Source organism: Pseudobythopirellula maris, assembly GCF_007859945.1.
GTDB lineage: Bacteria > Planctomycetota > Planctomycetia > Pirellulales > Lacipirellulaceae > Pseudobythopirellula > Pseudobythopirellula maris.
In genome coordinates this window covers 219,159-243,173 of record NZ_SJPQ01000004.1, presented here as the reverse complement: position 1 = coordinate 243,173, position 24,015 = coordinate 219,159, and the positions used below count along the sequence as shown (strand labels likewise).

Sequence of the window (24,015 nt, the reverse complement as noted above, 5' to 3'; positions counted from 1 at the left end):
GGGGAGTGCTGGCGAGAGCAGCTCGAGGGGGGCGGGACTGATCGCTTTATGCTAGCCAGCAACGCCCAACCGGGCGACACACCGGCGTCGAATTCCGTCGAAACCCCTCGTTTTGCGCTCAACCGCGGCGGTTCCGGTAGAGGGCGGGATCGACCGCCGCGGCCATCGCCGCCGCGTCGAGCGGCGCCGGGCTGGCGTCGCCCACAAACCCCGCCAGCCGCTCGGCGGCGGCCTTGGGCGTGGCGATGATCTCCGCGTAAGGCAGCCGTAAGACGGCCATGTCTTCACGGCTCGCGGTCAGTCGGTCGAAACCCGCCAAGTGGGCCGCAAACGCCCGCCGCACCACGTCGCGCGGCGCGCCCGGCCGCCCCAGCCGCTCGAGCATCTTCTGCTGCGAATCGAGCACCTCTTCGATGTCGCGCTCGAGGAACACCACCCGATAGTCCTCGCCGTCTGGCAGGTCACCCAGCAGGTGCGAGATCACCTTCACCGCCTTGCCACGCGCGGCGGGCAGCCAGGAGGCGTCGTGCTTCAGGCGTTTGACGGCTTCAAGTTCCAGGTAGCCGCGGGGGTTGTCGTCGTCGGCGGCGCGTTCGCCGTCGGTGTACACCTCCATGCCGCCGGCGGCGAGCATTTGCATCAGCAGCGACGTGCCCGATCGGGGCAGTCCCGATACCACGGTGATCGTGTCGTTCATGCCACTAGTATGGCCGCCGGCTTCGGGTTCGACGAGCCGCCGCCCGTTGCCCGTTGCCCGTTAAACCGCTCGGGCCCGCCGGTCGCATCGGGTCGGGTGGCCAAAAAGTATTTCGGAATCGCCCCGGTTGGCGCCGCCCAGAAAAGTCGCGAGGGAAGCCGACCAGTGAGCACGGCTAAAAAACGCAGCGGGGCGGCTTCGAATCGGGGGAATGCGCGAATGAACGCACCGCCGGCGGCTGAGGATACACCCCTGCGGCGCCCAATTATCTTTGTAACAGCCGCCACACCTAATTTCGACAATCCGTTTTGGCCGCGCGCGCAGCAGCGATTCTTGGCCACTCGCGATTTTGTTCTAAGAGCCTGCTCGGCAACGCGTTGCGGCGATCAATTGTGCGGGCTGATTCGCTTTGCCGCGCGGCAGAAAAACCGTCGTCCCGTTTTTGGACGCGTTGCACCGGCCCCCACAAGCCTGGATCGCATCGACCCGCCACGCCCCCCCCTGCCCTTCGACTGCCGCCTCTGCTGGCCTCTCTACGGGCTGATGGGCTTCTCTTTGCTTACGCAACGGTCGTGAAGCGTTTGAGCCACTAACGCGCAAAGTGCACACCCGCTGGTGGATAGCCTTACGCACGTTGCGCTGAACCACTAACCCCATCCAGCTCATCTGGGCGGCCTATACCCTTATGCGTATCTGAGGGCTATTGATGTGCTAACCATAGATTACGGACGGTAAGAGGTCTTAGCCGCAATCTATCGCTTTGGTCAGCGAAGGGATAGGGCCGAGTAACACACTTCAAAGCCCCTGCCTGATTCGTCGGGTGGGGGCTATTCGTGTTCTGACCCGTTGCAAAAAGACAACATGCATTGGCGGGAGTGCGCACTAGACTTGTAAGTCAGTCAACCACCCTACCTCAAGGGAGCCATTATGAGCGTCCGCCAACTACGCAGCTGGTTACAGAACGACTCAAAGAAGCCGGGCCCATCGACGCACCGCCTGCACTGGAGAACCCTACGGCTGTGGCTGTTGAGGCCACTAAGAAACTTAGCTTGGTCGGCTACGGGTCCGGGGAACTGCTGAGCCGGGGTGGCCGAGTCAGGACCGCAGAGGAATGCGCTGGGGTGCGAGCGGATTGCCTCGCCGCACTGCCTCCTGAGGAAGCATTGTCGAAGTAGCTACCTGACTATTCGTAGGATTTACCCTTCGGAGAAGCCATGGAACTTGTCACCCCCGGAAGCACTTGGGCAGCCGACGTTGGACGCGGGTTGCGTTGGGTGCTGTTTATCCCAGCGGGAGCGGTAGGCGGATTTTTCGCCAGCTGCGTTGCCAATTTCTCGATGGGATTCTCTGGCTACTCGCAGGACAGCCCATTCGTCAGTTTCATGGTGATGGTGGCGTTAGGAACCTTCTCAGTGTGGGCGGCGGTGATGGTTGCCCCTTGTGAGAACAAGACCGCTCCCGCCGTGGCGATGGGAACTCTGACGCTTCTGTTCTTCGGATTCTCGGCTATTGCGTTGTGCTCAGTCCACGCTTGGGGTGACGTGCTCTACTGCCTTGTTGGAGGAGGGGCAGCGGCCTTCGCCATGAAGAATGCCATGGTCATTGATGGTAGCGACTAAGCCCCTAAGCTACTGCCGCACCGGCACATAGAAGGTCCGCGTCTTGGTTCGCGGCTGTAATCGCAACTTATTGACCCGTGCATCAACAACTGGACCAGCTAGCACCGAGCGCACCGATAACCGCAGCATCCCGGTCTGCTAGCGCGTCCAGTTGCTCACGCAACCATCAATAAGGGCGCAATGGAAAGAGGCCACTTCGCGTCGGAAAAGGCTGCTTTCCGGGAATCACAGAAGAGTTATCTCTGGACATGGTCCATGCATTCGTGCTTGGTAATTACAGCCTAAAACACATCTCCACCGGTGATTTGCTGTTCAGCGCTGTCTGCCGTAGATGTTACTAGCTCTAGTACACTACGAAGTGTATGTCCATCAGTATCGGCCGCTAGCTGGACCGCAAATACAACTATAGTTTTATCACCGCTATCAATGATTCGCCATGCACCTAATTTGTTCGTTCCATTCTGCTTTAGCAGGTGGATTGCAAGTGCGTGCCCTATAGTACCTGTGTCATACGCGGCAACAGACCACACTTCACGTACCTCAAGATTGTCGAAAGACTCTGTCTTCCCGCTGACAAAGGCCGTCTGTGACCGGCCGTTTGGCAGATTGTACAATACACTGCAATCTCCATCCTCATCGCATTCGTACTTTATACCCACGGAGTCGAGTGCCGACGTAAGCCGTACGTCGCGATTACTTCTCTTCCCAAACATATCACTAGTTCCTCGGCTGTGTAGGTGTCGCTGTTGAATCCGCGCCATTTTTCCAAGGATGGCAGGCTCGGCATTGCTGCTACTCAAGCAGCTGGCATTCCGGTCCTTCAACAAGGCCTTGTCGGCACAGCATTGTAAGCTCAGGGATGATGACGTCGCCGAATGCGGAGCTATTGTCCTGTTCTATGTCAATGAATGCCGCAAGAGGAAGGTGTCCTTCAGTTCTCAGTGAGATGCGAAGCCATCCACGCACTTTAATGAAAGTCACCATGCCACATCTGTAGCAGCATATACACATCATGCGACCCTCCATAGCGGCTATAAAGCCGCGTTCTGGATGGTCTGGTTTGCATGGCGACATGAAGTCTAGTGATTTTCGGCAAGTGGGGCACGGCGGAATGGGCGGGAGGTCGGGCATTGCGCTGATTGTGGTGAAGGTGGGGAGGCGGACGGAAGTGCGCACTAGGCTGCACGCGATCCGCACAGCGGGCACTTAGTGAAGAGTGACCCCTTCTTGCATGACCTGCAAAACACGCCCCCACAGCTTGCGTTCTGGCACTTCCATGATGGTGGTGTAAAGAAGCCGCCGACGCTTCGGCCACAGCAATGGCATGTTTTTTTTGCGCCAGACTTGCGAGCCTTGGCGGCCTGCTTCGCTGACTCGATGCGCTCTTTCTCAGCCCTTCTGGCTGAACGGCGTTTCTCAGCCTCACGTTCTTTTTGGTGGAAGCGATTCTGGGCACATACGGGACATGGTGTTAAGTCATGGTTTCTAATCGTAGCGCATCCGGTGCATACGATAGCCATAGAAAGACCGTGAGGTAAGAAGTGACGTGGGATGGCGATGGAAAGTGATGTCCGATGCTTGCGTGAGTGCGGCTGCACTTTGCGTGTTTGGGTACGTTAGTATCTGTAAGGGTCAAAGCGAGCCGCATTAACGATTGACCAAATGTGAATTACCCATCCCAGTAAGACCATCCAAAGCAATGCAGCAAGGAAGAATTGCAGAACCGCCATCATTAGCCGGCCTTGAAGCAACTGACCGAGCCCAGGGATGAAAAAGCTGCATAAGGCGGCGAGGACGTTCCCTCCGGAGCCTGGGCCAGACATACCGCCGTCTTTCTAGTGTAGTTAAGGTGGGTGGGTAATGCCGCAAGCGGTATAGATGGAGTCAATGACTGCGAATGTGTAGCAATTGCCGCCTGGTGTTCTGAATGTCCTTTAGCAGCTTTCGGCCGGTGTCAGGGTCCTGCACTTCTACTCGCTTTCCATATGACAGTGCTGTATCCCAGTCTTCTAGTCGCATAGACATGGCTGCCACCCCTATGAGGCCTTGCTTGTCTCCTTCATCGGCTGCGAGCATTGACAGTTGTCGTGCCTCTGTGGGGTTGTTGTGTTGGCAGGCATATAGTGAGGCCAATAGATTGATCGCGTAAATGCTGCCCTTTTCGTAGGCCTTCCTGAAGAGGGTCTCTGCCTCCTTGAGTTGGTCGTTGTGCGTCAGGAGTGATCCCAGGCCAACCATGCTCTTAATATTTCCGCCGTTGGCTCCGACTCGGAGATTGCGTTCTAGGGCCACGCGGTCAGCGTGGTAATCGAAATAGCGGCACTTTAGGTAGAGTGCGTCCAGGTGTCCCAGCTCAGAGGCTTTAAAGAGGCATTCCTTTGCGAGGGAACGCTTGCAGCTGCGAACAGCCTCGACGGTTTCCTTGTAGTGCCAATTCGCGACGGGCGGGGCCTGTGTCAAGTCACGCGTAATGTCTGCCTCATAAACAGCCATTCCATGTACGCCGTCTTCGGCGACTAGGTAAAAGATAGACGTATCGCTGGAGAGAACAGCGACGGAAGGGAGGCCGCCGCGCCATTTTCCGGAAAAGAGGCCCATAACGTGCTTGCTGTTAACGGTTGGTGACGGCAGTGCCCTGTCAGTCAGGGCACATAAGAATGATGTCGCTACTATGTGTAACTCAGGTGTTAAAACTCTTAATTGTGCGGAGCAATCGTGGCGCATTCTTTATTCGGAGGGCTACTGCCCACTCAGCCCATCTTTCGGCGCAGGCATACTCACCTGCCTCCAGTGCAGCTGATGCGCCTCCCAATAGTGCAGCTGAGTCGCCATCGGCGATCGCTTCGCGGAACCAGCGAAGACCCTCTTGAGGATCACGCCTATTGACTGCATGTAGTATCCCGAGATTCGTCTTGGATCGCGCGCAGCCTTGTGATGCAGCATCCTCCAGGGTCTGTTGAGCCTGGATAGTATTTCCCTGTTGCAGCCAGTAGGTGCCTAGATTGAACTTGGCCCTTACGTGTCCTCTTTCTGCTGCCTTTTGGAATAAGCGATTGGCCTCTACGGTGTCTCTTTCTAGCAGTCCGCATTGATAAGTAGAGTTGACGTGGCCATGCTTCCAGCCTTCACGGAACGCGGATAAGGCTCTCTCCAGCTGCCTCTTACCCTTTAGGCGTTGCCCCAATTGGTAGAATTCCTTGGCTGTTCCCGAGGCAGCGTCATCTAGCGACAGGTCTTTCCGGTCGATAACGGCGTTCAAGCTATCGAGTTTTTTTGCATCCAGAGGCGTTTCGTCGATGATGCGTCGAAAGAACACGATCTAAACCCCCGGGCTTCAATCCGATAGTAGCTGTGGTGGTTACTTCGCCGGCCCTAGGGCCTTCTTGCCAAAGTGTCGCCGAAAACGCGGTTGCATAAAGAAGATAGCGGGTGGCCGCTAGCCATGCAATCAAGGGGATTGGCGTGATCGTCAGTTTCTGGCTGATTGCCGCACCTGATTTGTGGGAAAGAGCTATCCTTGTGCATGACCCTGCCCCAATTCCGCCGCTGGCTCGACGACCGGCTCAAAGAAGCTGACCCCCTAGACAAGGTCTCCACTTTAGAAGACCCCCAAGGCGTCGCCGTGGAGGCCTCCAAGAGGCTCGGACGCTTCGGTGTAGGCGTGGGGGAGCTTCACGACCATGCGGGCCGCGTAGAGACGGCTCGGCAGGTGTGCGGCCGTGCTCATCGACTGCATTGCGGCTCTGCCCCAGGACGGCCCCGCCGATCCAGGCAACGGGGAGCTACTGACGGTCCGCCAAGCTGCGGTCCGGTTCAACCTCGGCGAGCGGACAATCTATCGGCTGGTGGAGCAGAACGCCCTGCCCCACTGCCGGCTCGGGACCGCCATACGAATCAAGCCGGCTGATCTGGAGAGCTGCTTGGAAGCTCAACAGGTAAGGCCGGGAAGCTTGTTTGGTTAGCAGCATTCTGCATGAACTCGGGGTTGGCGTCCAAGTGGACGTAGCGGGTCGCCAGCATCCGGGTATCGACGTGGCCCATGAGCTTGGCCACGGTCAGTGCATCCTGACCGCTGGTTAGCCGGTGGTGGGCGAACGAATGCCGTAGCGTGGTTGCGCATAGCTTTGGCATGCCGAGCTTCTCTTTGAGCCTGCGGAAACACAAGCGGACCGAAATACGGCTCCAGGGGATGCCCCTCGGATTCCGAAAGAGCGGCCCCTCTGGCCACTTCTCAGCCAATCGCTTGATGACCTCCAAGGCCTCGGGCGGCAGGCAGACCACCCGCGACTGCTTGCGGCCCTTGCTTTGCTCGATGGGCAGAACCAGCCGTTTGCCGTCGAAATGCCTAGAGCGGTTTGCTCATAGGAGTAGACGCTCGGCTCGCGATCGGCGTCATGGCTTCGTCAGCCTGCATCGACAATGCACCGCATTGCCTGCTTCGGCTTCCTCGCCACGCCGCCTATCGCTTCCCCGCTCGTCCACACCAATTCGAAAAACGCTCTAGCCTCAAACGAGTGCATTTCCTGGGGGCGAGCCCCAGCACTGAGGCCCCAGCACTGAGCATGACCGTTAGTGCGAATCGCACGGATGCGTAGCGTGCGTGGCGGTGTGATTCGGCGTCGCAAAGGCAATAACGACGCTACGGCTACCAGCAATGCGACCTAGAAAGCCGCCGCCATTGCCATCGAAGCAAGAAGGAGTGGGCGATAGAGGACTCGAACCTACCACGGAATCCTCGGTGTTTAGGCAGATTCTAGCCGAAGCGCTGCGTGATGCGCTGCACCGAGCGGCGCAAGACGTGTAGCAGACAACGCGGTAGGAAGATCCTGCAAGGGAAGAACAGGTCTTAGGGTGCCTCGCTGGTAATCACTCGATTCGCAAAGCTAACTCGAATCGGCTTCCCTACGTACCTTTTCCTTCCTTGACTTGACGGGGTGCCGGCCTCTCAATGGGATCCTCGTGTGTGTGACGCTCGTCTGCTTTCCCATTCTTGCCGCTGGCGAAGAAGGCGCGCTCGCCGCCTTCCTGCGCGTTGATGTTTGTCACTTGCTCGAATGCCGCATCTCTCGCGGTAGGGGCATTCGACGGCCTGAGGGATTTGTTCTTCGCGGCTAGGAACGTGGAGATCAAATCTGGCTGGAAATACCCTATTCAGGCTGTCCTTGCACTGCCCGCTTAGGGCGATTTCGCGTTGCCGCCCAGATTCTTTGATGGCGTGTCGAGGTCGTTCAATTTGCCTGAAAGGTCTAGACTGTGCCCTCCGCGTTGGGCTCCTACATCCCTGAGCAATACCTCATGCTATTTTCCCCGAAGAATCCATCTCGCCGACAATGTGGGAAGCACCAAACATCTCGAACGTCAGCCAAACGTCCGTTCTTAGGCCGTCGGCTCCGGTACGAACGCCTCGAAGAGCGTTGGGTTCTCGCCGCCGTCACCGTGGGAAACACGAGCGACTTGGTGAATGGCGATGTCAGCTCGATCGAAGGCTTAATCGCTACTGACGGTGGAGACGGTGTCTCGTTGCGTGAGGCGATCCTCGCCGCCAACGCGACCGAGGGTGAAGACGTGATCGGCTTCGACTTGTCTCTCTCGGGACAGACAATTGCCCTGGCAGGCGCCCAGCTGGAGAGCACCGACGCGCTGGTCATCGACGCGACGGCGCTCGATGAGCGACCGGTGATCGACGCAGGAGGGCTTTCGCGGGTAATCCAGGCCGACGCTTATCTTCGCGTCGCCGGCTTGGAACTCGCCAACGGCGCCGTGGACGGCCCTGGTGGCGCGATCTATTCCCCTTCGGCTGAGCTCATTCTCGAAGATACGGCGGTTGTCGATAGCAAGGCCACCGGCGGCGGCGGCGGCGTCTTCAGCTTGGGCGGTACGCGAGTGGTGAGGAGCGAGATCCGTGGCAACTCGACCACGGGCGATGAAAGCAAGGGCGGAGGGGTGTACTCGCGGTTCGGCGCCTTCGAGATTGAAGACAGCACGATCAGTGGCAATCACACCGAGGGAATGGAAGCGCGCGGCGGCGGGGTCTACGCGTCCAGTACGACGTCGATCACGCGGAGCTCGATAAGTGGCAATTACACCGAAGGCGATTCGTCCAACGGCGGCGGTATATTCACATTCTACGGAGCTGTTACATTCGTTGATTCGACCGTGACGGACAACTACACCCTCAGTACGGACTCGCGCGGGGGAGGCATTGCAGCGCGTGGTCTCGGGTCTCCGACAATTGTTCTTGAGGAGACGCTCGTCTCGCGGAATCACACCGAAGGGATCGGCGCCAGCGGAGGTGGTGTGTGGTCCTTGGACGCACCGGTCGAGGCGTACAGCAGCGAGATTTCGTACAACGAGACCCGCGGCGAGAGCGCCCGCGGTGGCGGCGTCTACGTCGAGGGAGAGTTTGTGTTGCATGCGAGCGTATTGCGCGGCAACACGACCTTGGGGAGAAACTCTGGGGGCGGCGGGGCTTATACGCGGTCGGTTGTCATTGACAGTTCCGAGATCAGCGATAATACAACCGCCGGCGGGGGGGGAGTCGGAGGCGGTCTCATGGTCGTGGTCGGCTCGGTTCAGATCATCGACAGCACGCTCAGCAACAACCGCACCAGCGGTCCAAGAAGTCCGGGGGGTGCCGGCTATTTCGATCTCCGCAATTCCAGCGAGATACGGATTGACCGCAGCACTATCACGGAGAACGAGGCGCTAGGCGACGATTCGGACGCGGGCGGTTTGGCGATCAACAGCGAGAAAGCGGTGATCACCAACACGATCATCGCGGCCAACCTCGCCGCCGACCGGTACGCCGACATACGTTCCACTAACAGCGCATCGGTCTATGCTTTCAACCTGATCGGCGACAATGACGGGGTGAACCTCGCCGAGTCGAGCACACCGGACGCGGCGGGCAACCTCGTGGGCAGCTCGGCAGGCGCCGGTGTGCTCGACCCGCGCCTGGCGCCGTTGGGCGACAACGGAGGGCCCACTCGCACCCACGACCTGCTGAACGGCAGCCCCGCTTTCAACGCGGGTGACCCGGCGATCTTGTCAGACAGCGGCTACGACCAGCGAGGCGAGCCATTCCCGCGCGTGACGGTGGGCAGGGCCGACATCGGCGCGGTCGAGAGGTACTTCACGACTTACACGGTCGACAGGAGCACCGACGAATTCGACGGCAACTACCGAGAGGGTGACTTGTCGCTGCGGGAGGCAATCTTCCTGGCGAACGAGTCCCTGGAAGTCGCGAGGATCCAGTTCAGCCCCACTTTTGCTGGGCGGACTATTCTACTGACCAAAGGCGAGTTGGAAATCAGCGCGCCGCTGATCGTCGACGCGAGCAATCTGCTTCGCAACGTGGAGATCGACGCCCGTGGTCAATCTCGGGTCTTGAGCATCACCGCCGAGGCGGGAGACGTTACGCTGGTCGGCGTCGATCTCACGGGCGGCCGGACCGTAGAGAATAACCCGACGATCTTTGATTACACGAACAGCGGCGGCGCGATTCGGTCCTTGAGCGACGGCCTTTTGACGATTGAAGGGAGTTTGATCAGCTGGAACCGGACCCAGGGGCACGGCGCGCAGGGGGGAGCGATCTTCGCGACCGGAGACGTGCGTCTCGTGCAATCGACTCTTAGCGGCAACAAGACCGAGGGGCTGAGCAGCAACGGCGGGGCGATTGCTGCGCACGGCAATCTCGAGATCGTCCGCAGCACCCTGTCAGAAAATCAAGCCGCCGGCGCCTCCGGAGGAGGAATCTGGTTTTCTGGCGAGGGGCTCTCGGTCGAGGGCTCGATCGTGGCCGGGAACACAGCAACTGGCGGGGGCAACGACCTCGAGCCGGCGGCGGGATCGTTCTCGCTGAGATACAGCCTAGTCGCCGACGCGAACGGCCCCAGCGGACCGGACAACGCCCTGCTCATCGCGTTGGCTAGCGGGCAAGGGAACCTGTTCACCACGTCGGGGACACTCGACGCGGGGGTTGCTCCGTTGGGGGACTATGGTGGACGCACGCTCACGCACGCGCTACTGCCCGGCAGCGTAGCGATCAATGCCGGCGAGCCGGAGACCTCTGACGTCGTCCTCGACGTCAGGGGCTATCCGTTCGATCGTGTCGCCGAGGGCCGAATTGACATGGGGGCTTACGAGTCGCAGGCCCTCTCGTTAGTGGTCGACACGACCGAGGATGCGGTCGATGGCGACTTCTCGGTGGGGCGTCTGTCGCTGCGTGAAGCGGCGGCCATCGCGGAAGCCAACCCTGGCGCCGACACGATCGTATTCTCCCCCGAGCTCGCCGGGCAGACCATCTCACTCATCTATAATGAATTCCACATCTCGGACACCGTGACGATCGACGGCACAGCACTCGCCGAGCCCCTGACCATCGACGCCCACGGGGAATCGAGAATATTCGAGTTCTTGGACGATTCGAACGATTACACGCTCGCGGGCCTAGTGCTCACCGGGGGGCGGGCGACCAGAAGCGGCGGCGGCGGCGCTATCATCTCGGCTTCGAGCGGAATTCTGACCTTAGAGCGGATGACGATTCAAAACAGCGGCACGACGGGACGCGAGGCGCCGGGCGGGGGCGTCTACACCGAAGGCGGCTTGCGGATCATCGACAGTCTGCTCACCGGGAACACGACCGTGGGACAGGATTCGCCGGGCGGCGCAGCGTGGACCGAGGCCGGCGACCTATCGATCGAGAACAGCACGATCGAGCACAACCACACCGAGGGCTTTCGAGCGCACGGCGGCGGCGTTGGGTCCAAGAGTGGGAACGTGCGCATCGTAAGCAGCAAGGTTAATTACAACTACATCTCTGGCAGTAGCGCACAGGGAGGAGGAGTCGTCGGATATAAACTGCTGACGATCCACGCAAGTACTATCGATTCCAATTCGGTACGGGGTAACAGCTATTACGACAACGGCGGCGGCGTGTACGGAGAGGACGTTATATTGACCGAAAGCGTCGTCAGCGACAACTACGTCAACGGACTCTATGGACACGGTGGCGGGGTATTCGGACGCAGTCTCGAGGTGACCGGCTCAACGATCGAAGGCAATAGCCTTACCGGAGAAAAGATGACCGGCGCCGGACTTTTTTCTTTTGACCTGACCGTCTCTGACAGCCTCATCTCAGGCAATCACATCGAAGGCCCCCAAGGCAAGGGCGGTGGGATCGGCGTGTATGGCCCAGGGTCGATCTACAACAGCACAATCAGTGGGAATCATACAGAAGGCGAGGATTCGCGCGGCGGCGGACTGTTTCGTACCGGCGTCCACCAAGTGTATGACAGGCTTACGATCGAACAGAGCACGATCACAGGCAACTCCGCCAGCAGCGGCGGTGGAGTGTGGGAAGGCTGGTTCCCGACGCAAATCCAGGGCTCGATCGTGGCTGGCAACTCATCCTTATTCGCATCGCCCGATTTACACAGCAGCTCCTCCCCCAACATCGTATTCAGCTTGATCGGCGACAACGCCGGCACGACCCTTGCCGAGACACGCACCCCCGACGAGAACGGCAACCTCATCGGCAGCTCCGCCGGGAGCGGCGTGATCGATCCCATGCTGGGGCCGCTCGCCGACAACGGGGGCCGGAACCAGACTCACGCGATCTTGCCGGGCAGCCCCGCCATTGAGGCCGGCGACCTAGACACGGACGACGAGGGCTACGACCAGCGCGGCGAGCCGTTCGAGCGTGTCTCGGGCCGGAGGATCGACATCGGCGCCTTCGAGGCGTTGTCGCTCTACGTCGACAATCAGATCGACGAGACGGACGGCGATTATTCATCGGGGAACCTGTCGCTGCGCGAGGCGCTCGAGATCGCCAACGCCAGACCCGGGAACGACCTGATCCTCTTCGATGAGGCTTTGTCGGGACGTACGATCCTACTCGACGGCGAGGCGCTGACTCTTACGGAAACGATCACGATCGACAGCTCGGCTCTTGACGCGAGGGTGCAAATCGACGCCCAAGGTCTGTCGCGGATTTTCGAGATCTCCGCAGGAGCGGACAACGTCACACTCAAGAGTCTGAAACTGCGTGGCGGCAGAACGGAGACGGATTTCTACTACGGCTCTTACGAGAGCCAGGGCGGCGCGATCATCTCCGGCTCTGAAGGAATGCTGTTTCTCAGCCAAGTAGTGCTCACGGACAACACAGCGATAGGCGGCTACGCCCGTGGCGGGGCTATCGACACCAAGGGCGACCTAGAATTAGCCGACAGTGTTGTGAGCGGCAATCACACGGAAGGGCCTCATGCTTCAGGGGGTGGTTTATATGTCAGGGGGCAGCTCACCCTCACCGACAGCATCCTTGAAAGGAACTACACCAGCGGGGGCAGTGGGAGCGGCGGAGGCGCCTTCGTTTTCGGCGACGCCTTGCTCCAAAACTCTTGGGTGCTTGACAACCGCACTGAGGAACGCTTTTCGCCTGGCGGCGGGCTATACGTCAGGGGAGGACTCGTTATTGAGCGCGGCGGCGTCGAGAGAAACACAACACTTGGTGTCTCCTCGCCTGGTGGTGGGGTGTTTGTCGGTGGGGACGCCACGTTCTCCACAGCGACGATCGGCTGGAACACCACGCGGGGCGACCATAGTGCGGGTGGCGCCGTTTTTACGGAGGGTCGGCTCTCGGGTCGAGACACGCTGTTCCGTGACAACACCACCCTCGGGGGCGAAAGCCCCGGAGGCGCGATCGCGGCCAGCGAGGTGAACCTGCTCCAGAGCACCGTCAGCGGCAGTCTGACGCACGGGGCGGAGTCGAGTGGCGGTGGCGTCTCCGCGACAGGCGCGATCACTCTGGCCCAATCGACGGTCGTCAACAACCATGCCCTGTTCACGGGGGTCCGGGGGGGAGGGCTCAGTGCCGACGGGACGGTTGAGATTTCGGGTTCGATCCTGGCGAAGAACACCGCGACAGGCGGGGCGCCCGATCTTGATTCCGACGCGCTCGTGACCACGGTGCAATACAGTTTCATTGGCGACACCGACGGCCTGCTGCAGGCTTCATCCGATTCGCCCGATGCGTCCGGCAACTTGATTGGTGACTCTAGCACGGTCGGGGCGATCGATCCCCTTCTCGGCCCACTGGCCGACAATGGCGGGCCGACCGCCACCCACCTGCCGCTCACCAGCAGCCCCATCATCGACGCCGGTGACCCCTTGTTTGACCCCCAGATTTCTACCCCCCCGCTTGCGAGCGATCAGCGCGGAGCGGGCTTGCCTCGTGTGTGGGGTGAGCGCATTGACCTTGGTGCGATCGAGTGGGTTGGCAACATCGTCGTCGACAGCCTCGATGGCGGCTCCGATGGCGATGTCTCTCCCGGCCATCTCTCCCTGCGAGAGGCAATCGCGTTGGCGAACCTCAATCCGGGCGCCGACACGATCGGATTTGACCCTTCTCTCGCTGGAGGCACGATCTTGCTTGGCGGCGCCGAACTCGAGCTGACCGAGGCGGCGACACTCGACGCCTCGATGGCGAACGAAGGAGTGACGATAGACGCGGAGCGGCTCTCGCGCGTGCTGCACTTCACTGCGAGTACCGGAGATTTTTCGATCGTCAACCTCCGCATACAGAACGGTCTCACGACCGGCGACAACCCTCACTGGGACCCTCCATCCCCCCCGCCCTCCTACATCTACAATGGCGGCGCTATCCGATCGATCACTTCGGGCAAGCTCATCATCACTCGATCTGTCGTTTCCGACAGCGAGGTCGAGGGGGTATACACAAGTGGCGGTGGGGTTTTCGCGGAAGGCCCCGTTGTAATTACGGAAAGCTCGATTCAAAGGAACCACGCCCCCAATGAAATTGGTGGGTTCGGCGGGGGAATTCTCGCCCCGTCGGTAACGGTGAGAAAGAGCAGCATCACACACAATACCTCAGCAACGAGCGGCGGAGGTGTATATTCACAATTTGTCTTTGTTGATCAGAGCGAGATCCTCGGCAACGCCTCTTATTCCGGGGCTGGATTGCGAGCTCGCAACGCCGAGGTCGCTCGCAGCTTGATCCAAAAGAACACGGCCTCGAGTCGCGGGGGCGGGATGTATGTGTATGAGTCCGCTTTAATTACGGAGAGCCTCATCGGTAATAACACCTCCGTGTTCGGGGCTGGCGTCTACTCGGCCAATCGACTGGTGGTTGAGCAGAGCACATTCAGTGGAAACAAGGGAGAGCCCTCACGCTCGACACGAGGGGGGGCGATCTGGTCATCGGGGTACACACGATTGACCAACAGCACGGTGACCTTTAACTCGTCGAGCTTAGGGGCAGGTCTTTATGCGTCGGGCGAAATCCTTGTCGTAGGATCGATTCTGACCGCCAACCTTGCTGCAAACCCGAGCTATGAAGTCTTCCTCGACGACGAAGGCCCCAACTCGCTGGAAATCCGTCACAGCCTGATCGGCTCGCGGACGGACGAAATCGTTTCTCTTGGTGAAGACAACGTTATCGCTGACGACCCGATGCTCGCTCCCCTTGCCGACAACGGCGGCCCCACGCCGACTCATCTGCCACTTCCAGGCAGCCCTGCGATCGACGCCGGCGATCCTACGGTCGAATTCGCTCACGGCGAGTTCGACCAGCGGGGCATGGGGTACTTCCGCTTGGCGGGAGGAGGCGTCGACATCGGGGCGATCGAGATCCAGGCCGACGCCCCACCACTCATTGGCGACTACAACGGCAACGGCGTGGTCGACGGCGCCGATTTCACCGTCTGGCGAGACGCGCTTGACGAGATGGTGGCGCCCTACGAGGGCGCCGACGGGGACGGCGACGGGGTGATTACCAGAAACGACTACACCGTATGGACTGAGCATTTCGGCGAAACACTTTCTTCCCCTCTACAAGTCACTCAGGCACAAGGTTACTTCAACGAGGTAGCAGGAGTTGACGAAGCCTTTGCCGCTGATGTTCAAGCGGGTGACAGCATGCTCTCTCCCGAATATCCTCGAATCACGCAGGCGCAGCTGCCCATTAAGGAGAATGATGCCGTTGTCACCTTGCGAGCTCCAGATGAAGATTTTCAGGCGGACAAGCCAAACAAAACCTCTGCATCAAGAAGGTATCACAAGCTTCAGGTAGGCGTCCGCGAACGCACTTCGCTCCCCGAACACGATCCCACCCCATCAACCAGACTCGATAGTACGCTATCGCCGGAATCGGCCACCGACAATCTTCTCCTGTTACTGGTAGAGCGGCATGTTCGGTACCGTAGCACCGACTCCGAACTTATCAATCCCGAAGCGACCAGCGATGAAGCGTTCGCAGATGAAGAAGACTGGCTTGATGTCGTGGGAGAGTGCAGGGACTTTATCGCAGCGAGATAGTACAATGGCGGCGTCGCTGCCTAGTACGACTGGTTCCGCTTCACTCTCGATCAGCAGGCCAGCGGGCTGATCTCCCGCGTCGACTCCCCCGTCGCCGTGCCCCTTTCCGGGCGGCGACGGGGTGGTCGGGCCCGCGGAAAGGAATCTCGCGCGTGCCCACTTCGCCCCCCGAGGCCCCATGTGTTACTGGCGTCGCGTGCATCCGTCGGTTCCTGTTGATGGCGAGAAGCCACGCCCGCTGGCTGGGCGAGCTAGCCCGGAAACGCGATGAAGACGGCGACCCCAAGGCTGCCAAGGCCCTCGCCGGCCTGGTAGAGCGGCTCAACCCGATCAGCGGCGAGCCGGGCGAGGGCTGGTTGGCGGGCAATGTGGCGTCTCAATTCTCGCGTCAGCACGCCCCTGAGCTGCACGAAGCGGTCGCCGTTTGCTTCAACGCCTACCAGCAGCTGCTGGAAGGCAAAGCGACCCTCGGGGAGCTGCACACGGCGTTGAGCGATCTCAAGTCGGCCGTCGACTCCCACGCCCCGCCGGAGGCCGACGCCGTCCTACACGCAGGTCAGGAGCTGCAGCGGCTCACCCATAAGCTCCGGGACCGCTGGCCGAGGCTCGCCCAGTCCGATGAGAAGTGTACCGACGCTAAATCGTACGAGGTGCGAAATGCGCGGGTATTGTTGCTGAGAAGGTCCTACACCAGGGCGGGTGAGCAGCTTTGGCGGGTGCTCGAGGCCGGCGGATTCTTCGACGACGCCCAGTTCGTCGGCCCCATGACAGCCCCGCTGCGGGACCCCAAGAAGGCCGACCGGTACTTCCCCGCTTATGAGCAAATCACCCGGTTGTGGCTGCCTGTGCGGGCCCCCGGGTACGGCGGCCAGGGCATGCATTACCCCGACGACGACCTCGACGTCGACCTGTCTCAGTACGAGCACCAAGGCCGGCGGCAGGTGCTGTGCATGGAGGCCGTGACGGAGCTGGTAATCGCCGAGGCAGAGCGGCTGGGGGCAAGCACGGGATCCGAAAAGGGAGTGGAGCACATGGAAAACCCTTCACCGCAGCAATCACTCGAGAATCTGCAGCGGTTCCAGTTCTTGGTCGAGGCCGCCCGAGCAAATCGTGAAGCCGGCAGGGCAGAACCGAGCCCAATGGCGCCTGAAGACCTAGAGAAGGCGAACGTGTGGGGCGCCGATCATAAGCGATTATTCGAAGAGATGCGGTCACTTGCGAGGGGGCTGGCGGATGTTGCCGAGGACTATGATTGCGCAGTTGAGGCCGAAACGCTTGGTGCTGTTGGGAGAAACTATTGGAAGAGTCTCCCCACGAATCGCCCTCAATTCAACATGGCTTCTCAGGTCGATCGCGCGATCGACACTCTCCGTCGCAAACTCCGAGCGACGATTCGGCGTCAGAAGTCAACTGACCAGCTGGAAGTCGCCAGAATCGCTCATGGGAACTCACCAACAGCATCTACAGAGAGCGGACAGGCGGATAGGAAAACGGACAGTTCCAAAAAAAACTGCGAAAAATTGCCTCGGAATGATGACGTAATTCGGTTGGCCAAGGCACTCCGCAATAGCACCGATGATAGGGAAACCATGAAGAGCATAGCCCTGCAATTCACGGGTGGCCTCGAACGACCAGCGAATAGCTTACTCAGACAATTGCGCCGGCCAGAACACCGCCACCTGCTCAACGGGACTCGCTTTAATAAGCGGACAAATAGCGGCTAGTCCACTTTGTCCACATCGATTGCTGGCTAACCTGCTGCACGATGCGACCGCGTGAACGCGGCTGCGATTCTTACTCCGTGCAGTGAGTCGATCCATGTCTACTGACTTGGCCCGTTATCTGAAACGAGCCGAAGGCGCCGCCTACATCGGCGTCAGTCTTCGAACCCTCGACGCCCTGCTTGCCGAGGGCGAGATCCCCAAGATCGGGGTGGGCAGCCGCGTGGTGCTCGACCGTGCGGACCTCGATCAATTCATGGCGGGCCGGAAGTCGGCCGCCGCGCAAACAAAAGCCTGAGCCAAAGAAAGGGGCCCTGGCCGCGCGGTCACAACATGCGCGACCAGGGCTGGGTATCACAATGAATGCTAACCCACTGAAGCCGTCGCCACCAGCGACGATCGCCGAGGCGTACGAGCGTGACGGAGACCCGCTCGCCTTCCCGCCGGCGATAGCGGCCGAGCCGCTGTCGGGCAGCTTGACGCTGCTCGCGGCATGGCAACAGCTGCCCCGCAGTCTGCGGCGCGGGGCGCCAGACGAGGCGCTCGAGGCCGCTCGGCGGTCGCTGCGGCGCCCTGGCGCCGCCCTCGTGAATGGGGGAGCGCCGTGATGACCACTGGATGGATCAAGCTCCATTGGAGCGTGAAGGGCTCTCTCGCTTGGTCGAACGGGCAGACGTTTGCTCTGTGGGGCCACATTCTTCTCTGCACAGCCTACAAGCCACAGCTCATGCGCAACGGCCGTCGCCTCGAGGTAGGCGAGGCTCTCATGTCGACGAAAGACCTAGCCAAGTGGATCGGCGTCAGCGATCGGACCGTGCGCCGCTACCTGCAAGAGTTTGTCGCGGACGGGATGCTTGAGGTGCTCAAATCTGACCGCAATGGGACACACGTAAAGGTATGCAACTGGGAGACATTCCAACGTTCCGGGTCCGAAACTGTCCGCGAAGTACAGTGAAAGAGCGACGCAAGCGCCGCCAATGAGCGCCGAAACGGCGCCCAGACAAAAAGTCCTAAGAGTCCTACAGAGCCCCCTCCCCCCCTGCCCCCCACCGAAGGCGATGAGCCTGATCGGCTGGAGGTGGAGGAATCCGAAAATCTTGGAACGGAATTTGGGTGGGCCGCCCTCGAGCGACGCATGCGGCGCCTCGGCGTCGCCCAGTCGGCAAACGCCATCGCCGAGTTCCGCGAACACGGCGGCGAACCGGAGCACCTGGGCGCCCTGTTGGCGCACGCCGAGGCCCGCCCGCTGGCGTGGGACGGCGGCGCGGTCTACCGCCGAGTCTGCGGCTGGCGGCCGGGGGACTTGATCGAGGCAGGCTGGCCGCCCGTGAGCGACGCTCAGCGGCGAGCGAATGAGCAGCATTCATCCGCCCGACGCGCTGACAGACAGGCCGAGCATGAGGAGCACAACCGGCGGATCGGCGAGGCCGCTGACCGCCGACGAGAGTTCCGGCTAGCGCTGAGTGGGCTCCCCGCCACCGAGCAGGAGCGGCTGCTAGGTATGGCCCAGCCCGACTGGCGCGAGCAGGGGATCATCCCCGGTGGCCGCACGGCCCTGAGCACGATTCTCAAACACCCAGAGGCCCGCCACGCAGCCGAGGAGGCCCTGGCCCAGGCCGTCGCCTAGTCACACCGCGACGACAGCCGCAAGTTCTTCTGCCCCGCCGTATCGAAGAAGATAGACAGATGCTCCCCTCTACCAACATCAATCTGCAGCTAAGCATGGCAGGCGAACAGTCTCACCCGACCGCATCACGGCGTTTTTTCAGCGGACTCCTCGGCGTCACCGTCCTCGGCCTCGAAATCGTTTGCGTTGAGCCCGCGGATGCGTTTGCGGAACACACGATCGAAAGCCTCGAGGTGCGTGCGGAGCCACTCATGCTGCTCGGGCCAAAGGCTTCGATCACTAAAACTCACTACCGACCTCGCGTAGGCAATGCGACTCGCCTGGCGACCAGGCAGCTCTTGCCAATCAAGCTCATGCCCAAGCTCAGCTTCGATCTCGGATTGCGACTCGAGCAATTGGTGAAAATGCTGCAGAGCATTGTCGTCGTGGCAGTAAATCTCCACTTGGATATATCCGGACTGCGTGTTCATAATCGCAACGAGCCGAAACCCGGTGCGTCCAATCGGCAGGTTGTTCCAGTGCTGTGGCAACGCCCTGGTCCCCCTCAGCTCCGAGTCGCTAGTTCGAACGTAGTCCCAAAACTTGGTCCAGTACTCCAGCTGCAACCGCTTCGTGTCGCTCAGCTCTTCCTCGCTGCTGGCCCGCGCCGAGCGTCCCACTTCGGCGGTCCAGTCGTTCGGCTTGCAGACGATGTTCAGCTTCGGCGCGCAGGGCGATTCGCCGATCCGCCACAGCTCGATCTCGAGGCCGAAGAAGCGGAACTCCTCGGCCGTGATCTCATTGAGCCAGTCGAGCGCCGCGCGGTGCTCGTTCGTGAAGCGGACCGCCACCCACACCACGGTCACCGCGTGCAGGCCGGCCGCGTAGGTGAGCAATTGCCCCAGATGGCCATGGTCGGTTTTCTCGAGCTGGTTCTCGATCAGCACGTACTGGCCATTGAGCGTCTCGCGGCAGAGGATGTCCGCCTTGAACGGCCCGACGCTCTTCTCCTGGGCCACGACCTCGAGCTCGTAGCCGATGGCGTCGCCCAGCAGGCCGATGTTCTCCTCTGAAGCGAGCCAAGGCGTGAAGTCGCGGGCCTCGTCGACCCAGATATTGCGGGCCTCGATCTTGTCGAGCCGCCCCAGAGGATAGTCAGGCATGATGAGATCGCATTGACTGGTAGTTCAGGAATATGCACAGCACAGATCCTCACTCTAACAGCGCGACGCGACCGCTTCCTCCAACCGCCGGGAAGAAAGCGTACGAACGATACTTTGCGGAGTCAGCGACGCCGAAAACAAGTAAAACACCCCATCGGAGCCCCGCTTAAGTCCCCCAGCCCGCAGACTCCAGTCTGCAGTCTGCCCCCCGGCCGCGCGGCTGTCATTCGCATCCCTTGGCAGCCATAATCACGGGCCCCTACGTCTCCCTCATCGCCGCACGTTCTTTCTGAGCGCAGCTGAATTAGAAGCCATGCCGCAACCGACTGACAACGACCCCGAAGAAGCCAAAGCCGATGCCCAGGCGCGCGAGTTCATCGCCCGCTGGCGCCCCTCGGGCGGGGCCGAGCGGGCCAACTACCAGCTGTTCCTCACCGAGCTGTGCGACCTGCTTGGCGTGGACCACCCCGAGCCGGCCGGGCCGGACGGCGCCGAGAACGCCTACGTCTTCGAGAAGGCGATCCGGTTCGACAACTACGACGGCACGCACTCGACGAAGTTCGCCGACCTTTACCGGCGGGGCTGCTTCGTTTGCGAGACCAAGCAAGGGGTCGAAGAGCGCGGCGACGACGCGGCCCTCTCCGAGCGCGGCAAGCAGAAGCAGGCCGCCAAGAAACAGGGCCACGGCCGCCGCGGCAGCAAGGCGCACGACAAGGCGCTGCGCCAGGCGCACACCCAGGCCGAGCAATACGCCCGCCACCTCAGCGCCGACGAGGGCCGCCCGCCGCTCTTGATGGTCGTCGACGTCGGCCACGTGATCGAGCTCTACAGCGAGTTCAGCCAGACCGGCGGCGCCTACGTGGCGTTCCCCGACCCGCAGTCGCACAAGATCGCGCTGGAGGACCTGGCCGAGGCCGAGACGCGCGAGCGGTTGCGTCTCGTCTGGACTGACCCGCTGGCGCTCGACCCGTCGCGTCGCAGCGCGAAGGTCACGCGCGAGATCGCCGACAGCCTGGCCAAGCTCGCCAAGCGGCTCGAGGCGGCGGGACACGCGCCCGAGGAGGTCGCCCAGTTCCTCATGCGGTGCCTGTTCACCATGTTCGCCGAGGACGTCGGCTTGCTGCAGGAGAAGCCGAGCCAAGAGCGCCGCGACCCGTTCACCACGCTGCTCAAGTCTCTCGACGACCCCGCGCACTTCGTGCCGGTGGTCGAGTCGCTGTGGCAAACGATGGACAAGGGCGGGTTCTCGACCGACTTGCGCGAAAAACTGATCCGGTTCAACGGCGGGCTGTTCGAGTCCCAGGCCGCCCTGCCGCTCGACCGCGACCAGCTCGAACTGCTGATCGAAGCAGCCGAGGCGAACTGGAGCGATGTCGAGCCCGCCATCTTCGGCACGCTGCTCGAAAGGGCCCTCGACCCGGTCGAGCGGCACAAGCTGGGCGCCCACTACACGCCGCGGGCCTACGTCGAGCGGCTGGTCGTTCCCACGGTGGTCGAACCGTTGCGGGCCGAGTGGGACGCCGCCCTGGCCGCCGCCCTCACGCTGCTCGACGACGGCGACGAGTCGGGCGCCCTCAAGGAGCTGAACCGATTCCACGACCGGCTCTGCGAGGTGCGGGTGCTCGACCCGGCCTGCGGCAGCGGCAACTTCTTGTACGTCGTGCTCGAGCACCTCAAGCGGCTCGAGGGCGAGGTGTTCGCTGCCTGCGACGAGGTGGCCGGCGGCCGGCAGATGCTGCTCGAGAGCGGCCACACGGTCGACCCGCACCAGTTGTTGGGGATCGAGCTCAACCCGCGCGCCGCGGCGATCGCCGAACTGGTCCTCTGGATCGGCTACCTGCAGTGGCACTTCCGCACGCGCGGCAAGGTGCGGCCGCCGGAGCCGGTGATCAAGAATTTTGGCAACATCGAGTGCCGCGACGCGGTGCCGCCTACGACGGCCGCGAAGAAGTGCTGGGCGACAACGGCGAGCCGGTCACGATCTGGGATGGCCGCACCACCAAGCCCCACCCGGTCACCGGCGAGGAGGTGCCGGACGAGTCGGTGCGGATCCCGATGTACCGCTACGTGAACCCACGCAAGGCGGAGTGGCCTGCGGCAGATTATGTGGTGGGGAACCCGCCGTTTATTGGCGGTTGGATGATCCGGCAGGCCAACGGAGATGGCTACGTCGAAGCGCTCTGGAGCGTTCACGATCTACCTGAGAAGGCAGACTACGTGATGTACTGGTGGGATAAAGCCGCTGCTCTTACCCGCGAAGGAAAGCTACAACGCTTCGGATTCATCACTACGAACAGTATTAGGCAGGTCTTCCAACGGCGCATTCTGCAGCGTCACATGGAGGCCAAGAGCACCCCACTCTTTGTACCATTCGTGATTGCTGACCATCCGTGGGTGGATACTTCAACTGCTGCTGCGGTACGAATTGCGATGACGATAGGAGCCGCAGAAGAGCCAGCAAAATATGAAATCGGCTGCGTCGTCAATGAGGACAAGCAAGAAGAGGTGGAAGTCAAGCTGATTGAAGTTGAGAAAATCAATCATCAACTAAAAGCCGGCCCGGACCTTGATTCGGCAGTCCCTTTAAAGGCAAACGACGGGCTTTATTCTCCGGGCGTGCAGCTCTACGGAGCAGGCTTTATTGTCGACGCTAGCCAAGCTGCTGAACTGCGAGCTCAGACGGCAGGTGAACATGTAGTAATAAGAGCGTACCTCAATGGCCGTGACTTCATGCAGTCTTCGCGTGGAGTTTACGTGATCGACTTCTTTGGCATGTCTGTAGAAGAGGCGAAGCGTGCTAATTCCGCCGCGTTTCAGAGGGTGATTGACTATGTCAAGCCTGAGCGAGACCAGAATCGCCGAGCCTCGATACGTGAAAAATGGTGGCGATTTGGCTGGGAAAGACCCGTCTGGAGAGACGCATCTGCGGGTGTAAGCAGATTTGTCGCTACACCTGAAACATCGAAACACAGGGTCTTCTCATTTTTGGATCAGGATGTTCTGCCAGATAATATGCTGACGAATATTGCGGTATCTGATTCCGCTGTTCTCGGTGTTCTCTCAAGCCGCATCCATTATCAGTGGGCATTGGCTGCTGGTGGACGATTGGGTGTTGGTAATGATCCTCGATACAATAAAACACGCTGCTTTGAACCCTTTCCTTTCCCGATTGCGAGTGAGCCTCAGCAATCCCGCATTCGCGAGCTCGGCGAGCAGCTCGACGCCCACCGCAAGCGTCAGCAAGAGCAGCACCCGAAGCTGACGATGACCGGCATGTACAACGTGCTGGAGAAGCTCCGCGGCGGCGAGGAGCTCACGGACAAGGAACGCGTGATCCACGAGCAGGGGCTCGTCTCGGTGCTCAAGCAGATCCACGACGACTTGGACACGGCGGTGGCCGACGCTTACGGCTGGCCGGTTGATCTGCCCGACGAAGAGATCTTGGAGCGGCTCGTCGCGCTCAACCACGAGCGCGCCGAGGAGGAGAAACGCGGGCTGGTGCGCTGGCTGCGGCCCGAGTTCCAGAACCCCAAGGGGCAGAACCCGGACGGCAAGACGCAGCAGACGATCGCCACCGAGGAGACCAAGGCCAAGCCCACCAAGAAGGGCAAGGCGAAGGTCAAGAAGCAGCCGTGGCCCAAGACGCTCAGCGAGCAGGCGGCGGCCGTGCAGGGGGCGCTCGCCGCGATCGCCGCCCCGGCCGACGTGAAGACCGTCGCCGCCGCCTTCACCCGGGCGAACAAGGACCGCATCGGCGAGCTGCTCGAGACCTTGGCAAGCCTCGGCCGCGCGCGGCGGCTGGACGATGGTCGGTTCGTAGCGGTTTGACCGATCGTGCGTTGGGAGAAAACACCCACATGCGGGCAACCGAATTGCG

15 protein-coding genes are annotated in these 24,015 nt (G+C 61.0%); 9 read left to right on the top strand and 6 right to left on the bottom strand.

Translation table 11 applies throughout. The features are described from left to right. Nucleotides 1-118: 118 nt before the first annotated feature. On the bottom strand, nucleotides 119-697 hold the full coding sequence (locus Mal64_RS17165) for a sulfotransferase (RefSeq protein ID WP_146402586.1): 579 nt from the start codon (nucleotides 695-697) through the stop codon (nucleotides 119-121). Between the two features lie 1,214 nt (nucleotides 698-1,911). On the opposite strand from Mal64_RS17165, the gene Mal64_RS17160 reads away from it, so the two are divergent. Further along, nucleotides 1,912-2,316: a hypothetical protein gene (locus tag Mal64_RS17160; RefSeq protein WP_146402585.1), complete on the top strand. Its 405-nt coding sequence runs from the start codon at nucleotides 1,912-1,914 to the stop codon at nucleotides 2,314-2,316. Between the two features lie 1,884 nt (nucleotides 2,317-4,200). Here Mal64_RS17160 and Mal64_RS17150 read toward each other — a convergent pair. From Mal64_RS17150 to Mal64_RS20300, 3 genes are all read right to left on the bottom strand, one after another. Next, nucleotides 4,201-4,914 (bottom strand): hypothetical protein, encoded by a 714-nt coding sequence (locus tag Mal64_RS17150; protein WP_146402580.1) that lies wholly within the window; start codon nucleotides 4,912-4,914, stop codon nucleotides 4,201-4,203. An 82-nt stretch (nucleotides 4,915-4,996) separates the two neighbouring features. Next, nucleotides 4,997-5,632 carry a tetratricopeptide repeat protein gene (locus Mal64_RS17145; protein ID WP_146402578.1) on the bottom strand — a complete coding sequence of 212 codons (636 nt, stop codon included), beginning with the start codon at nucleotides 5,630-5,632 and terminating at the stop codon, nucleotides 4,997-4,999. Nucleotides 5,633-5,914: 282 nt separating this feature from the next. Then, nucleotides 5,915-6,043 carry a hypothetical protein gene (locus Mal64_RS20300; protein ID WP_261342195.1) on the bottom strand — a complete coding sequence of 43 codons (129 nt, stop codon included), beginning with the start codon at nucleotides 6,041-6,043 and terminating at the stop codon, nucleotides 5,915-5,917. On the opposite strand from Mal64_RS20300, the gene Mal64_RS20485 reads away from it, so the two are divergent. Further along, nucleotides 6,036-6,278 carry a helix-turn-helix domain-containing protein gene (locus Mal64_RS20485; RefSeq protein ID WP_146402576.1) on the top strand — a complete coding sequence of 81 codons (243 nt, stop codon included), beginning with the start codon at nucleotides 6,036-6,038 and terminating at the stop codon, nucleotides 6,276-6,278. The two genes, Mal64_RS20300 and Mal64_RS20485, sit on opposite strands and share 8 nt — an antisense overlap. Here the strand turns inward: Mal64_RS20485 and Mal64_RS17135 are convergent. Next, nucleotides 6,211-6,636 (bottom strand): tyrosine-type recombinase/integrase, encoded by a 426-nt coding sequence (locus Mal64_RS17135; protein WP_391570441.1) that lies wholly within the window; start codon nucleotides 6,634-6,636, stop codon nucleotides 6,211-6,213. The genes Mal64_RS20485 and Mal64_RS17135 overlap by 68 nt on opposite strands. Before the next feature lie 1,137 nt (nucleotides 6,637-7,773). On the opposite strand from Mal64_RS17135, the gene Mal64_RS17130 reads away from it, so the two are divergent. The 5 genes from Mal64_RS17130 (at nucleotide 7,774) to Mal64_RS17110 (ending at nucleotide 18,996) form a co-directional block, all read left to right on the top strand. Further along, nucleotides 7,774-15,648 (top strand): choice-of-anchor Q domain-containing protein, encoded by a 7,875-nt coding sequence (locus Mal64_RS17130; RefSeq protein WP_197525845.1) that lies wholly within the window; start codon nucleotides 7,774-7,776, stop codon nucleotides 15,646-15,648. A gap of 218 nt (nucleotides 15,649-15,866) precedes the next feature. Then, complete coding sequence (locus tag Mal64_RS17125) at nucleotides 15,867-17,372, top strand: hypothetical protein (protein ID WP_146402572.1); 1,506 nt, start codon at nucleotides 15,867-15,869, stop codon at nucleotides 17,370-17,372. 94 nt (nucleotides 17,373-17,466) lie between these two features. Further along, complete coding sequence (locus Mal64_RS17120) at nucleotides 17,467-17,667, top strand: helix-turn-helix transcriptional regulator (RefSeq protein WP_146402570.1); 201 nt, start codon at nucleotides 17,467-17,469, stop codon at nucleotides 17,665-17,667. Nucleotides 17,668-17,728: 61 nt separating this feature from the next. Then, the gene (locus Mal64_RS17115) at nucleotides 17,729-17,977 is read left to right on the top strand and encodes a hypothetical protein (RefSeq protein WP_146402568.1); all 249 of its coding nucleotides are present in this window, start codon (nucleotides 17,729-17,731) and stop codon (nucleotides 17,975-17,977) included. 527 nt (nucleotides 17,978-18,504) lie between these two features. Continuing rightward, nucleotides 18,505-18,996 (top strand): hypothetical protein, encoded by a 492-nt coding sequence (locus Mal64_RS17110; RefSeq protein WP_146402566.1) that lies wholly within the window; start codon nucleotides 18,505-18,507, stop codon nucleotides 18,994-18,996. Nucleotides 18,997-19,121: 125 nt separating this feature from the next. Here Mal64_RS17110 and Mal64_RS17105 read toward each other — a convergent pair whose 3' ends face one another. Beyond that, the gene (locus Mal64_RS17105) at nucleotides 19,122-20,138 is read right to left on the bottom strand and encodes a DUF4268 domain-containing protein (RefSeq protein WP_146402564.1); all 1,017 of its coding nucleotides are present in this window, start codon (nucleotides 20,136-20,138) and stop codon (nucleotides 19,122-19,124) included. Nucleotides 20,139-20,451: 313 nt separating this feature from the next. Between Mal64_RS17105 and Mal64_RS20325 the strand changes: the two genes are divergently transcribed. Further along, nucleotides 20,452-22,209 carry a type IIL restriction-modification enzyme MmeI gene (locus Mal64_RS20325; protein WP_315852812.1) on the top strand — a complete coding sequence of 586 codons (1,758 nt, stop codon included), beginning with the start codon at nucleotides 20,452-20,454 and terminating at the stop codon, nucleotides 22,207-22,209. Beyond that, nucleotides 22,194-23,966 (top strand): DNA methyltransferase, encoded by a 1,773-nt coding sequence (locus tag Mal64_RS19945; protein ID WP_315852817.1) that lies wholly within the window; start codon nucleotides 22,194-22,196, stop codon nucleotides 23,964-23,966. The genes Mal64_RS20325 and Mal64_RS19945 overlap by 16 nt, the downstream gene beginning before the upstream one ends. Nucleotides 23,967-24,015 lie beyond the last annotated feature (49 nt).

Bases quoted from the DNA above. Each gene is read 5' to 3' on its own strand.
- Mal64_RS17165 (WP_146402586.1), bottom strand. From the start codon at position 697: ATGAACGACACGATCACCGTGGTATCGGGACTGCCCCGATCGGGCACG.
- Mal64_RS17160 (WP_146402585.1), top strand. From the start codon at position 1,912: ATGGAACTTGTCACCCCCGGAAGCACTTGGGCAGCCGACGTTGGACGC.
- Mal64_RS17150 (WP_146402580.1), bottom strand. From the start codon at position 4,914: ATGGGCCTCTTTTCCGGAAAATGGCGCGGCGGCCTCCCTTCCGTCGCT.
- Mal64_RS20300 (WP_261342195.1), bottom strand. From the start codon at position 6,043: ATGAGCACGGCCGCACACCTGCCGAGCCGTCTCTACGCGGCCCGCATG.
- Mal64_RS17125 (WP_146402572.1), top strand. From the start codon at position 15,867: ATGGCGAGAAGCCACGCCCGCTGGCTGGGCGAGCTAGCCCGGAAACGC.
- Mal64_RS17120 (WP_146402570.1), top strand. From the start codon at position 17,467: ATGTCTACTGACTTGGCCCGTTATCTGAAACGAGCCGAAGGCGCCGCC.
- Mal64_RS17115 (WP_146402568.1), top strand. From the start codon at position 17,729: ATGAATGCTAACCCACTGAAGCCGTCGCCACCAGCGACGATCGCCGAG.
- Mal64_RS17110 (WP_146402566.1), top strand. From the start codon at position 18,505: ATGCGGCGCCTCGGCGTCGCCCAGTCGGCAAACGCCATCGCCGAGTTC.
- Mal64_RS17105 (WP_146402564.1), bottom strand. From the start codon at position 20,138: ATGCCTGACTATCCTCTGGGGCGGCTCGACAAGATCGAGGCCCGCAAT.
- Mal64_RS20325 (WP_315852812.1), top strand. From the start codon at position 20,452: ATGCCGCAACCGACTGACAACGACCCCGAAGAAGCCAAAGCCGATGCC.
- Mal64_RS19945 (WP_315852817.1), top strand. From the start codon at position 22,194: ATGTACCGCTACGTGAACCCACGCAAGGCGGAGTGGCCTGCGGCAGAT.